The organism is Burkholderia pyrrocinia (genome assembly GCF_018417535.1).
GTDB classification, from domain to species: domain Bacteria; phylum Pseudomonadota; class Gammaproteobacteria; order Burkholderiales; family Burkholderiaceae; genus Burkholderia; species Burkholderia pyrrocinia_E.
Genome location: NZ_CP070978.1, coordinates 644,569 through 656,617 on the forward strand (window position 1 = coordinate 644,569; position 12,049 = coordinate 656,617).

Consider the following 12,049-nt stretch of genomic DNA (forward strand, 5'->3'; position numbering starts at 1 on the left):
TCAAAGCGCGCGGAATGCTTCGCTGTGGCGCGCCCAGACGACATACATCACGAGTGCGGCAACCAGCAGCCCCGCGATGATGATCAGGTCGGTCGGCTTCGTTGCCGTCGCCAGCGTCGTGTAGAGCGTATACGCGGCGCCCGCCACCGCGACGAGCGGCGTCACGGGCCACAGCGGCATCCGGTAGTGATGTTCGACGTCGCGGCGCACGAACCGGCTCGCGAGCGCGGCCAGCCCGACGACCAGATAGATCAGCAGCAGCAGGTCGACCGTGAACGCGGTCAGCTCGTCGAGGCTCGACACGAACACGAGCCCCGCCGACGGCACCGCGAGCGCGATCGTCGCGAGCCACGGCGATTCGAGGCGCGGATGGATCGTCGAGAACGCACGGTTGCAGGTGCGCGACCAGAGCGCATGCCGGCCGCTGCTGTACAGCAGGCGGCCCATCGTGATCACGATCGCGATGATCGCATTGAACACCGACAGGAAGATCCCCGCGCTGACCACGCGCGACACGGCCGGGTTGCTCAGCGAGCGCACGACATAGCCGATCGGGTCGGTACTCTTCGTCAGTTCCGTCAGCGACGGCGCGCCGAGCACGATCGCGGTGAGCGGAACCAGTTCGACGACGAGGATCACGAGCAGCGAATAGATCACGGCCTTCGCGACGTTGCGGTTGCCGCCGCGCAGGTCTTCGGCGAGATAGGCAGCCGAGCCGAAGCCGTTGTAGCAGAAGATCGCCGTACCGATCGCGGGCACGATGGCGGCGAGCGTCGCCGGCACGAGCGCGTTGCCGCTCGCGACGACCGGCGCGACCAGCACGTCGGCGCCGCGATGCAGCGAGCCGAAGCCGAGCCCCGCGATCAGCATCAGCACACCGATCTCGACAACGAGAAACGCACCGGTAATCCACGCATTCGTCTTGATGTTCAGCATGCCGAGCAGGTAACTGAGCAGCACGATCGTCAGCGCGACCGACTGGTTGCTGAAGTGCGTGCCGAGCGCGTTGTTCAGGTACGGCGCGGCGCCGCTCGCGAGCACGGCCGGGATGAACACGCTGACGGACAGCACCGTGATGAAGGTCAGGTAACCGGGCAGCGTGCCGAATACGCGCTTGGCCATCACGTATTCGCCGCCCGCGCTGCGATGCGCGGCGCTGAGCTCCGCATAGCAGAGCGCGAATGCGAGCGCGAGCACGCCGCCGAGCAGGAACGACAGCACGGCGCCGCTGCCGGCCTGCTGGATCGCGAACGGCGCGATCACGAAGATCGAGCTTGCGGGGGTCACGCCCGACACGGTGATCATCACCGCGTCGCGTACGCTGAGCGTCTGCGACAGCGCGCGCGGCGCGTCTTCCGTTGCGGGCGCCGCTTGCAGCGTGCCCGTCGATTCCGACATCATCGCCATTTCGTTCTCCTGTGCTGCACTTTTTTGAACGCCCATACTCGGGCCCGATTGATTGCGTTGCAGTCTAGGAAGCCAATTTCAGGACCGCTATTCCCCCTTCGTGTTACGCCCTTCCGGTGGTGGTATGGATCGTCTCTTTTCCGAAATCGCGATGCACCAGGCGCTTGGCCGCGCAATCGATCATCTCGGCCAGCCGCGCTTCTGGCGGTTCCTGGTGCTGCTGCTCAATGAAATGGCGCCGTTCGACAATGCGCTCGCGACCGCGATCGGCCACGACGGCGTGCCGCTCGTGCTCGACGAATACGACACGGGCGGCACCGACACCGCGTCGCCGGTGCCGCTTTACCTGAATGGGTTATATCTGCTCGACCCGTTCCTGCAGGCCGCGCACGACGGGCTCGCCGACGGCTGCTACCGGCTCGAGGAAGTCGCGCCCGACCTGTTCCGGCAGAGCGAGTATTTCCTGAGCTACTTCCGCGATGCGGTCGGCGACGACGAGATCCAGATCCTGGTGCGGCCGAACGCCGACACGCTGCTGTCGCTGTCGCTCGGCGCGGCCGCGCGCTTCGACGTCGAGCCGCTCGGCAAGCTGACGGCCGCGATGCCGTGGGTGCTGGCGACGATCCGTCAGCACTGGCGGCTGGTGGGCGACGCCGCGCGCACGACGCCCGACGCCGATCTCGGCGCGCGCGTCGAGCAGGCGCTCGCGCGCTTCGGCGCGGGCGTACTGACCGATCGCGAGATGTCGATCGCGAGAATGGTGCTGCGCGGCAATTCGTCGAAGGCGATTGCCGAGCGGCTGGCGATTTCGCCGGAAACGGTGAAGGTGCATCGGCGCCATCTGTACGCGAAACTCGGGATCTCGTCGCAACCCGAACTGTTTTCGCGGTTCATCCAGGCGTTGGGGGAAGACGCGACCGGATGAGCGCACCGAGCAGGACGGATGGCAACGGGCGCGGAATCGTGCAATATCCGTGAATCGCCGCAATCCGTGGTCGTCCGGTGAAGCACACGCGGATGTTCCGTCGACAACCAGGCTGCCCGGAAACAGGAACCCCGATCCATGTCGCTCATTCCGCTCGTCGGACTTGGCTGGTTGCTTCTGTGCGCCATCAGCGCCGCATCGATCATGCTCGTGCCGCCGCTGCTGCTGGTCGCCTTCCTGATGGGGAAGGATGTCTGGTCGATCCTGACCCGCGGCCGGCTGCAGTTCGCGTTCCTGGCCTACCTGGGTTCCGCGCCGGTGCCGGCGGTCTTCACGTTCCTGCTGGAGGCCGGCGCTGCGGCCGGGAGTGCGGGCGGCGTTGTTCCCGACAGCCTGACCGTGTGGAACGAACGGTGTTTTTTCATGTTCCTGGGCGCGGCTGCGCTGAGCGGCCTGCTGTTGCTGCTGCGGCCGAAAGACAGGCAAGCAGCAAACGTCGAGCCGTCACAGTCTGCGCAATAGCCGGCACGCGAACGCCGCGCCATGCCGCCCGCCCGGTTTTCGGGCAGGGGCACGGGCATGCGCAGCGTCCTGCTACCTCCACTTCGCGCCGAGTTGCGCGAGCCCGGCGTTCTGGAGATCGTCCGGCAGCATCACCACGCGGAACTCGCAGTCTGCATTCAACATCAGGAACCACGGCTCCGCGAGCGCCGGGATCTGCGACGGGTCATCCAGATTGACGATCACGACCGCCCCGCGCCCGCCGCTCTGCTCCGTGAAATACACGGCCTCCGGCCTGACCGCTTCGAGTATTCGCGAGATCACGTCGCCGACGCTGCCATCGCGCACCAGCGTGTTGAACGGCTCGTGAGGGATTCGTACGTTGAGAAGCATGCGCATGACCATCCTCCTTGGGCTCCGCCCGGCCTGGGCCCTTCAAGCATAGGTGCTACGCGACGCCGCGCCAGTGGCGCCGCAAGCAGTTGCCGGCACGCATTCACATTCCGACGATTCGATGACACCGCATCGCGCAAACGGCAATCGCCCGCGCGATGCAGGCCGGGTCGAATCGACCGCTTATGCCCCCATCATGCGGAGACCGTATCGGCCGTCAGCCCCGTCGGCGCGATTGCCAGATGCAGCGCCCGCTCCGGCCGCAGTGTCACGTTCAGCACCGCGCGCGGCGGCGCCATGCCGGGCGGCACCGACAACACAAAACGCTGCAGGATCATTGCGGCGACAACCGTCATCTCGGTCATCGCCAGATGCTGCCCGAGGCATACGCGCGGGCCCGTGCCGAACGGCATGTACGCGCCGCGCGGCAGCGCCGGCGCGTCGTCGGCGAAGCGCTCGGGCCGGAACGCATGCGGCTCCGGAAACCATCGTTCATCGAGATGCATGAGTTGCAGCGGCAGCATGAACAGCGTGCGCGCGGGAAACTGCCACGCACCCAGTGCAATCGGCCGCGATGCGCGACGGCTGATCAGGATCGGCGCGGACGGATACAGGCGCAGCGTTTCGTCGAGCGTCTGCGCCAGGTAGCGCAACGACGATCGCGTCTCGGCGGACGGAGCGCGACCACCCAGCACACGGGAAACCTCGTCGCGCGCGGCGGCTTGCACCGCCGGATTCGTGGCCATGCACCATGCCCACCAGGTCAGCGCCCCGGCCGTCGTCTCGTGACCGGCGAGGAACGCCGTCATGCATTCGTCGTGCACGGCCTGCAGCGGCCATTTCCGTGCATCCGCGCGATGCAGCCGTAACAGGCGCGACAACAGGTCGTCGGGCCACGTACGCTCGGGCCTGTCGAGGCGCGCATGCAGTTGCCGGTCGATCAGCCCGTTCAACACCGCCTTCGCCCGCGCCTTGTCGCGCTTCCACGGCACCCAGTCCGGCGTGCTCGCCGGCAGGTAGAACTCGGCGTTGGCCGCGGCGCTCACCACGCGTACCGCCTCCTCGGCCGCGCGCGCATCGTCGCCGATCGCATCGGAGAACATCGTGCGCATGATCACGTCCATCGCCAGCGATGTCAGCGCGCTTTCGATCGGCCAGTCCGGATCGCGCGCGGGCCACTGCGCGAGTGCATCACCGGCCGTCGCCGCGATCGCCGGAACGAACGCCTGAACCGGCTTCGGCATGAAGTTCGGCTGCAGCGCATGCCGCTTGTCGCGCCACGCATCGCCCTCGGCGACCAGCACGCTATGGCCGTGGACCTGCGCGAATACGCGGATGGCGCGCTCCCAGCGCCCGAGCGCATCGTGCTGCGTGACCAGCAGCTCGCGCACGAGCGCCGGATCGGTCACGACCACGGCGTGCTCGGGCCGCACGCGCAAGTGCACGACGTCGCCGTACGCGCGCTGCCAGCCGGCCAGCGTGCCGATCAGGTCGCGCGACATCGCACGCAGCAGCCCCCACCCCGTCAGGCCGGCGCGCGGCCCCGGCGGCCATACGCCGGGCGGGTGAAGCGCGGGCGCCGGCGCAGCGGTGCCCGCATGGAATGGACATCGGGAAGAGGATCGTGTGTTCATGCGCCGGATTGTCCGCATCGGCGAGCCGGCGGTCTTGAACGCAAACGACATCGACACGCGTGCGGCCGGTCCCTATACTCCGGCGTCATGTTCTCCGGACCGCCATCGATCCCGCCGTCGTGCCCCGATCCGCTTGCGCGCGCACCCCGTGTGTCGAGCGGCGGACAGTCGCCGCACGCGCGGCTGCATCCCGCACCGGCCGCGCTGCAGGGTGCGGTGGTCGCGATCGTCCTGCACGACACGCGCGGCGTCACATTGAGCGACGCGCAGCGACTTTCGCACTTTCCAGCCACGCCGCTCGTCTGCGTGTCGTGGTATCGGGATCTCGACGTGGGCTTCGTCGAACCAACGGCCGACGGCCCGCAATGGCGCCCCTTCGGCGCGGCCGCGACGCTGTCGGGCAGCCATTCGGCCCCCACCGTCGCGTGGGCGCCGACGGGTGGGTTGATCGGCATGATCTGTTTCACCGCCGATGCGGCGCGGACGCTGTTCGGCATCGCGCTGCCGGATATCCACGACCGCGTGCTCGACGCGCACGCGTGCCTCGGCCGCGACTGGCACCCGCTGCTCGATGCGCTGATCGGCGCGGATCGCGACGCCGACGCGCTGGCGGCGATCGATCGCCATCTCGCGCCCCGCTGGCAGGCGCTTCGGCCTGCGACGCCGCTGTCGTCGCTCCGTCATGCGGGGCGTAGCTGGGTCGAGCGCCTGGCGCTACAGGCACGCGAATGGCGAGGCACGCACAGCCCGCGTCAGGTCGAACGGCGCATCAAGACCTACAGCGGCCGATCGCTGCGCGAATGGCAGGCGCTCGTCAGGACGGAAAGCGCGTTCTTCGCGGCGCGCGACCGGTTCGAAGCCGGCACCGCGTTCAACTGGGCGACGCTGGCGCTGGACGAAGGATTCGCCGACCAGGCGCACCTGAGCCGCGAGGTCAAGCGCATCACGGGATTCTCGCCGAGCGAATTCACGCAACGCTTTATCGACGACGAGTCGTTCTGGATGTACCGGCTCTGGGTGTGACGCGGCGGCGGTCGATCCCGCCGGGCCCTCCGATTCGCGATGCACGGCCCGCTCGCGGCCCCCACTCAACCGCGCTGTTCGACGAAGCCGCCGTCGGGCGCATCGTGCGGCACGTTCCAGCCGAAATACACCTCGGCCTCGACGATCCGCCCGCCGCGGACGCGCAACCGCTCCGCATTCCGGAACCGCCTGCCGCTGCTCGTTTCCGCCTCGTACACGACGAATACGTGTTCGCCGTGAACGACGACGTCGACGAAATCGAAGCGAGCCAGCATCGCGCTGTTCGGCCAGCAGCGCGCGAAATACGTGTCGCGGTCGAGCCGGTTGTCGAGCGGGCTCGTGAAATGGAAGTCCGGCGCAATCAGCGCTTCGATCGCGTCGCGGTCCTTGTCGGCATACGCGCGATAGCTGGCGCGCGCAACGTCGCCCGGGTTCTGAAGCATCGTCCTGTCCTCCTCGAAGGGTCGGTGCGGGCCTCGCTCGCGCGGCTTCAGGTGTTCCGGCGGAACGCGCCCGTTGCCACCCACGCCAGGCCGCATCGGCCGGCAGCCCCTGCGCTTTCCATCGTAAGCCGGCAATGCCGCGGTTGCCCGATTCGGCGGGCACGGGCATGATGTCCGCGAACTCGCCGGCCGATTTTTTCGTTGATTCTCGCCGACCTCGCCGCACCTGAGCGGCGTGTCACGCGAACGCTGCCGCCGACACGCGAGCAATCCGCATGCCGGCCAGCCTCCCACGTCACTTCGTCCATGTCACTACGCGCATTCAGAACGCTGGTCGCCATCGCCCGATACCGGACCTTCGCGCGCGCCGGCGAAGCCATCGGGCTCACGCAATCGGCGGTGAGCCTGCAGATCAAGACGCTGGAAAGCGAATACAACGTGCAGTTGTTCGACCGTTCGCGCCGGCAGCCGGTGCTGACCGAGGCCGGCAACATCCTGCTCGCGCAGGCCGAGCAGGTGCTCGCGATGGTCGACCGGATTCCCGATGCGCTCAGCGACGAGAAGAAGCTCGTCGGCCGCCTGCGGATCGGCGCGATCCAGACCGCGCTGTCCGGCCCGCTGCCCGACGCGCTGCTCGCGCTGCGCGCGGCGCACCCGTCGCTGCGCGTGCATGTGTCGGCCGGCATGTCGGCCGAGCTGGCGAACCGCGTCGCCGCCGGCGAACTCGATGCGGCGATCACGACGCGCCCCGTGCGCCCGCATCCGGCGGAGCTGACATGGACGACACTGTACGAGGATCGCTTCTGGCTGCTCGCGCCGCCGGACCATGCGGAACGCGACGCGGGCACGCTGCTCGACGCGCTGCCGTTCATCCGCTTCGATGCGCAGGCATGGGCCGGCCGCATGATCGCCGCCGAGCTGCGCCGCATCGGCGTGCGCGTGCGCGAAGAGATGGTGCTGGACAGCGCGGAAACGATCGCACGGATGGTGGCGAGAGGGCTCGGCGCGGCGATCGTCGCGCTTCCCGATTCGACGCTCGCACGCCTGCCGCCCGTCACGCGCTTGCCGTTCGGTCAGCCGCAGATGGGGCGCGCGGTTGTCCTGCTCGAACACCAGTCGCGTCCGGCCGAGCGTTTCGCCCGCGCGCTGGCCGCCGAAGTCACCGCATCATCGATGAGAATTTCTCATTGAACACCCGATAATTAACCATTATTCCTGTTGCTTTCGCGTGTTAACTTGGCGACATCGTCACTCTTTCGATTGCGTGCCGCCATGTTGCCCGCCGGATGGATTCCCGCCTCGTTCCGCCGCTCCGCCTGCCAGCCGCTCCGAGCGTCCCGCCCGGCCCGCGCGAAGGCGCGCCGATGATCGGCCCGATCCTGCTCGCGCTGGCGCCGGTCGCGCTGCTGGTCGCGTTCGGCCACGGCCTGCGCCGCACGGGCTTCATCGCCGAAGCGTTCTGGCCGCAGGCCGAGCGCCTTTGCTACTACGTGCTGCTGCCGGCGCTGTTCGCGGACGGCCTCGCGAACGCGCGACTGCAAGCGCTGCCCGTTTTACCGCTCGCGGCAGCGCTGGTCGGTTCGACCGCCCTCGCCGCGGCGCTTCTTCTGCTGGTCCGCCCGTTGGTCCGGGTCGACGGCGCCGGCTTCACGTCGGTGTTCCAGGGCGCGGTGCGCTTCAACAACTATGTCGGCACCGCGCTGGCCGCCGGGCTGTTCGGCGCAAAGGGCATCGCGCTCGCGGCCGTATGTGTCGCGGCGATCGTCCCGACCGTCAACCTGATGTGCGTGCTGGTCTTCGCGCGCTACGGCGATACGCGGCTCGGTGCAAGCGCACTCGCACGCCAGATCCTGTCGAATCCGCTCGTCGTCGCGTGCGCGCTCGGGATCGCGATGCAGGTCGGCGGCGTCGCGTTCCCGGCGGCCGTCGAGCCGGCCGTGCGCGCACTCGGCGCGGCGTCGATGCCGCTCGGCCTGCTGTGCGTGGGCGCGGCGCTGAAATTCGACGCGGCCCGTACGTGGATTCAGCCGGTGTGCATCGCGTCGGCGTTCAAATTCATGGCGATGCCGCTCATCACGCTCGCGGCCGGCCGCCTGTTCGGGCTCGGCGATGCGGCGCTGACGGTCGCACTGCTGTTCCAGGCGCTGCCGACGTCGTCGGCGTCGTACATCATGGCGCGCCAGCTCGGCGGCGACGCGCCGCTGATGGCCGGCATCACCGCGTTCCAGACGGTCGCCGCGGCGCTCGCGATGCCCGTCGTGCTGACGGCGCTCGCATCGGCGCCCGCGTTTCGCTGACGGCACGGCACCCAACCCCATCCCCCTGAATCGGCCTGCGGGACAGTCGTCGCACGGTTCGGCATCGTCAGCCGCGCGCGGTCGTGCACGCATGGCCGCGACCACCTTTCGAGAAACCACCGCACATGAACGCTCCTGCCGCACCCGCCGGCATCGTCGCCACCCGGCCGAATGCGGCCATCTACGTGAAGCTCACGCTCGTCGCGCTGTTCTGGGGCGGCACGTTCATCGCGGGCCGGATCCTGGCTGCGTCGATGTCCGCGACCTCGGCCGCCACCGGCCGCTTCGCGATCGCCGCGCTGCTGCTGGTCGCGCTGACATGGAAGTTCGAAGGCGGTCTGCCGAAACCGAGCGGCCGCCAGATCGTGACGACCTTCGCGCTCGGCGCGACCGGCATCTTCCTGTACAACGTGTGTTTTTTCGCGGCGCTCGCGCGGATGCCGGCCGGCCGTACCGCGCTGTTCGTCGCGCTGAATCCGGTCGCCACCGCCGTGCTGCTGTCGGTCGTCGTGCGGGAACGCCTGTCGCCGGCGCGCTGGGCCGGCATCGCCGTTGCGCTGTTCGGCGCACTGGTCGTGATCAGCCGCGGCGAATGGCTGCGCGTGCTGACCGATCTCGGCAACACGTTCGGCGCCGGCGAACGATACATGCTGTGCGCGGTGCTGAGCTGGGCAGCCTATACGGTGATCGGCCGGCGCGCGCTCGACGGGCTGTCGCCGCTTGCGGCCACGACATACGCGACGCTGTGGGGCCTCGCGCTGCTGGTCGTCGCGCACCTGTTCGGCCCGAGCACGAGCGGCGGCACGCCGCTGACGTGGCAGGCCGTCGTGTCGATGATCTATCTCGGCGCAATCGGCACCGTGGTCGCGTTCGTGTGGTATTCGCAAGGCATCCGCGAGCTCGGGCCGGCCCGTGCGGCCGTGTTCACCAACCTGGTGCCGGTGTTCGGCGTGCTGCTGTCGGTCGCACTGCTCGGCGAACCGTTGTCGCAATCGATGCTGGCCGGCGGCGCGCTCGTGATCGCGGGCGTCGCGCTGACCAATCGCGCACCGCGCTGACGTATCGGCGCACGCGCCACGCGGGCTCGGGGACGGATTCCGAATACCGGAACGCGACGGCACTCGCCGCACCGTGGCGTAACGCCTGCGCGCCGCCGCTACGCGCCCGGACTTTCTCGCAGCCCCGCCAAAAACCGCCTATCGTGAATGAAGCGCCCCGTTCGCCGCCATCCGACCCTGCGTCGCTCGCACCGGCGGCAACGGCACCGCGTTCCGGCACCATTCATCGCGATCGTCGCGCCCGCTCGCCCGTGCGCGCGATTGCAGCCGCCCACCGGATTACAGGAGGCACTCATGAAAGCCGCGCTGCTCGTCAGCTCCGCCCTGCTCGCCATTGCGTCCGCTTCGGCCTCGGCCCAAGGCTCGATCACGAAAGTCGAAAACGGCGCGCTCGTCGCCGCGAACGGGATGACCGTCTACGTGTTCGACAAGGACAAGCCCAACGCCGGCACCAGCGCGTGCACGGGCCAGTGCGAATCCTTCTGGCCGCCGTACAAGGCCAGCGCGACCGACGCACCGGTCGGGCCCTATACGATCGTGAAACGCGACGACGGCAGCCCGCAATGGGCGTACAAGGGCCGGCCGCTGTACTTCTTCTCGAAGGACATGAAACAGGGCGACCGCAACGGCGACAACTTCAAGGACATGTGGCACGTCGTCGCGCCGTAAGCGTTTTTCGGCCGCCGTCCGCGCAACGGGCGCGGACGTAAAAAACCCGCCCGGATCGTGGTCGATCGGGGCGGGCCTTCGCATCTTCACGTCAGCCACCTTGCAGCGCCAGCCGACAGGCCGGCGCTGCATGCAGCCGGCATGCGCGTCAGCGGTTCGACGGGAAGCTGAACACCGTCCCTTCGCGCACGCCGGCCGACGGCCAGCGCTGCGTGATCGTCTTGCGCTTCGTGTAGAACCGCACGGCATCCGGGCCGTATGCGTGCAGGTCGCCGAACAGCGAACGCTTCCAGCCGCCGAACGAGTGGTACGCGACCGGCACCGGCAGCGGCACGTTGATGCCGACCATGCCGATCTGGATGTTGTCGCTGAAGTAGCGCGCGGCCTCGCCGTCGCGCGTGAACAGGCACGTGCCGTTGCCGTATTCGTGCGCGTCGATCAGCGCCATGGCCTCGTCGAGCGACTTCAGCCGGATCACGCCGAGCACGGGCCCGAAGATCTCGTGCTGGTAGATCGGCATGCCGGGCTTCACGTAGTCGAACAGGCACGGGCCGAGGTAGTAGCCGCCGTCGTGGCCGTTGACCTTCACGCCGCGGCCGTCGACGACGAGCGTCGCGCCCGCTTCCACGCCCGCTTCGACGAAACCCGTCACCTTGTCGAAATGCTGCTGCGTGACGAGCGGGCCCATGTCGACGCCCGCGCCGTTGCCCGGGCCGACCTTCATCTTGTCGATTTCGGCCTTCAGGCCCGCGACGACCTGGTCGCCCGTCTCGTCGCCGATCGCGACGACCAGCGGAATCGCCATGCAGCGCTCGCCGCACGAACCGTACGCGGCGCCCATCAGCGCGTTCACCGCATTGCCGATGTCCGCGTCGGGCATCACGACCGCGAAGTTCTTCGCGCCGCCGAGCGCCTGCACGCGCTTGCCGTGCGCGCAGCCGGTCGAGTAGATGTATTCGGCGATCGGCGTCGAGCCGACGAAGCTCACGGCCTTCACGCGCGGATCGGTCAGGATCGTGTCGACCGCCTCCTTGTCGCCGTTCACGACGTTCAGCACGCCCGGCGGCAGGCCGGCCTCGAGCGCGAGCTCGGCCATGCGCAGCGTCGACGACGGCGTGCGCTCGGACGGCTTCAGCACGAACGTATTGCCGCACGCGACGGCCATCGGCCACATCCACAGCGGCACCATCACCGGGAAGTTGAACGGCGTGATACCCGAGACGACGCCGAGCGCCTGGAACTCGCTCCACGAATCGATCGCGGGGCCGACGTTCTTGCTGTGCTCGCCCTTCAGCAGCTCGGGCACGTAGGTCGCGTATTCGACGTTCTCGATCCCGCGCTGCAGTTCGCCCATCGCGTCGGCGAGCACCTTGCCGTGCTCGGCCGTGATCAGCGCGCACAGCTCGTCGGCGTGCTCCTCGAGCAGCGTCTTGAAGCGGTTCATCACGCGGGCGCGCTTCAGCGGCGGCGTGTTGCGCCACGCCGGGAACGCGGCCTGCGCGGACGCGATCGCGGCCTCGACGGTCGCCTTGTCGGCGAGCGCGACGCTCTTGTCCGATGCGCCGGTGGCCGGGTCGAACACCGGCTGGACGCGGCTGCCGCCGTCGACGCGCTTGCCGTCGATCAGGTGGCCGAGGGTGGAAGTCACATTGCTGTCGTGTTTCATCGTTCGGGCTCTTTCGTGAATTCGGTTGTCGCT

12 protein-coding genes are annotated in these 12,049 nt (G+C 68.6%); 7 read left to right on the forward strand and 5 right to left on the reverse strand.

Features of this window, described 5'->3' with window-relative positions; all coding sequences use genetic code 11:
* On the reverse strand, positions 1-1,407 hold the full coding sequence (locus JYG32_RS21050; RefSeq protein WP_174379560.1) for an APC family permease: 1,407 nt from the start codon (positions 1,405-1,407) through the stop codon (positions 1-3).
* A 124-nt stretch (positions 1,408-1,531) separates the two neighbouring features.
* On the opposite strand from JYG32_RS21050, the gene JYG32_RS21055 reads away from it, so the two are divergent.
* Both JYG32_RS21055 and JYG32_RS21060 read left to right on the forward strand, forming a co-directional pair.
* Positions 1,532-2,332, forward strand: coding sequence for a helix-turn-helix transcriptional regulator (locus tag JYG32_RS21055; RefSeq protein WP_174379559.1), 801 nt, complete (start codon positions 1,532-1,534; stop codon positions 2,330-2,332).
* 138 nt (positions 2,333-2,470) lie between these two features.
* Entirely contained in the window at positions 2,471-2,854 is a 384-nt protein-coding gene (locus JYG32_RS21060; RefSeq protein WP_213266825.1) for a hypothetical protein, read from the forward strand.
* Between the two features lie 72 nt (positions 2,855-2,926).
* Here JYG32_RS21060 and JYG32_RS21065 read toward each other — a convergent pair whose 3' ends face one another.
* Positions 2,927-3,232, reverse strand: coding sequence for a panthothenate synthetase (locus tag JYG32_RS21065; protein WP_174379557.1), 306 nt, complete (start codon positions 3,230-3,232; stop codon positions 2,927-2,929).
* 188 nt (positions 3,233-3,420) lie between these two features.
* The gene (locus JYG32_RS21070; protein WP_249744897.1) at positions 3,421-4,728 is read right to left on the reverse strand and encodes a cytochrome P450; all 1,308 of its coding nucleotides are present in this window, start codon (positions 4,726-4,728) and stop codon (positions 3,421-3,423) included.
* Between the two features lie 219 nt (positions 4,729-4,947).
* Between JYG32_RS21070 and JYG32_RS21075 the strand changes: the two genes are divergently transcribed.
* On the forward strand, positions 4,948-5,883 hold the full coding sequence (locus tag JYG32_RS21075) for a helix-turn-helix domain-containing protein (RefSeq protein WP_213266827.1): 936 nt from the start codon (positions 4,948-4,950) through the stop codon (positions 5,881-5,883).
* A 65-nt stretch (positions 5,884-5,948) separates the two neighbouring features.
* Here the strand turns inward: JYG32_RS21075 and JYG32_RS21080 are convergent, their stop codons facing one another.
* On the reverse strand, positions 5,949-6,326 hold the full coding sequence (locus JYG32_RS21080) for a nuclear transport factor 2 family protein (protein WP_213266828.1): 378 nt from the start codon (positions 6,324-6,326) through the stop codon (positions 5,949-5,951).
* Positions 6,327-6,632: 306 nt separating this feature from the next.
* On the opposite strand from JYG32_RS21080, the gene JYG32_RS21085 reads away from it, so the two are divergent.
* From JYG32_RS21085 to JYG32_RS21100, 4 genes are all read left to right on the forward strand, one after another.
* Positions 6,633-7,517 (forward strand): LysR family transcriptional regulator, encoded by an 885-nt coding sequence (locus JYG32_RS21085; protein ID WP_213266829.1) that lies wholly within the window; start codon positions 6,633-6,635, stop codon positions 7,515-7,517.
* A 173-nt stretch (positions 7,518-7,690) separates the two neighbouring features.
* Entirely contained in the window at positions 7,691-8,623 is a 933-nt protein-coding gene (locus tag JYG32_RS21090) for an AEC family transporter (protein ID WP_213266830.1), read from the forward strand.
* A 125-nt stretch (positions 8,624-8,748) separates the two neighbouring features.
* Positions 8,749-9,681 carry a DMT family transporter gene (locus JYG32_RS21095; protein ID WP_213266831.1) on the forward strand — a complete coding sequence of 311 codons (933 nt, stop codon included), beginning with the start codon at positions 8,749-8,751 and terminating at the stop codon, positions 9,679-9,681.
* A 294-nt stretch (positions 9,682-9,975) separates the two neighbouring features.
* Entirely contained in the window at positions 9,976-10,350 is a 375-nt protein-coding gene (locus JYG32_RS21100) for a COG4315 family predicted lipoprotein (protein ID WP_174379550.1), read from the forward strand.
* Between the two features lie 148 nt (positions 10,351-10,498).
* Here the strand turns inward: JYG32_RS21100 and JYG32_RS21105 are convergent, their stop codons facing one another.
* Positions 10,499-12,016 (reverse strand): CoA-acylating methylmalonate-semialdehyde dehydrogenase, encoded by a 1,518-nt coding sequence (locus tag JYG32_RS21105; protein ID WP_213266832.1) that lies wholly within the window; start codon positions 12,014-12,016, stop codon positions 10,499-10,501.
* Positions 12,017-12,049: the final 33 nt, after the last annotated feature.

Coding starts and splice junctions, on each gene's coding strand:
- JYG32_RS21085 (WP_213266829.1), top strand. CDS start 6,633: ATGTCACTACGCGCATTCAGAACGCTGGTCGCCATCGCCCGATACCGG.
- JYG32_RS21070 (WP_249744897.1), bottom strand. CDS start 4,728: ATGTCGCGCGACCTGATCGGCACGCTGGCCGGCTGGCAGCGCGCGTAC.
- JYG32_RS21080 (WP_213266828.1), bottom strand. CDS start 6,326: ATGCTTCAGAACCCGGGCGACGTTGCGCGCGCCAGCTATCGCGCGTAT.
- JYG32_RS21105 (WP_213266832.1), bottom strand. CDS start 12,016: ATGAAACACGACAGCAATGTGACTTCCACCCTCGGCCACCTGATCGAC.
- JYG32_RS21090 (WP_213266830.1), top strand. CDS start 7,691: ATGATCGGCCCGATCCTGCTCGCGCTGGCGCCGGTCGCGCTGCTGGTC.
- JYG32_RS21075 (WP_213266827.1), top strand. CDS start 4,948: ATGTTCTCCGGACCGCCATCGATCCCGCCGTCGTGCCCCGATCCGCTT.
- JYG32_RS21060 (WP_213266825.1), top strand. CDS start 2,471: ATGTCGCTCATTCCGCTCGTCGGACTTGGCTGGTTGCTTCTGTGCGCC.
- JYG32_RS21050 (WP_174379560.1), bottom strand. CDS start 1,407: ATGGCGATGATGTCGGAATCGACGGGCACGCTGCAAGCGGCGCCCGCA.
- JYG32_RS21095 (WP_213266831.1), top strand. CDS start 8,749: ATGAACGCTCCTGCCGCACCCGCCGGCATCGTCGCCACCCGGCCGAAT.
- JYG32_RS21055 (WP_174379559.1), top strand. CDS start 1,532: ATGGATCGTCTCTTTTCCGAAATCGCGATGCACCAGGCGCTTGGCCGC.
- JYG32_RS21065 (WP_174379557.1), bottom strand. CDS start 3,232: ATGCGCATGCTTCTCAACGTACGAATCCCTCACGAGCCGTTCAACACG.
- JYG32_RS21100 (WP_174379550.1), top strand. CDS start 9,976: ATGAAAGCCGCGCTGCTCGTCAGCTCCGCCCTGCTCGCCATTGCGTCC.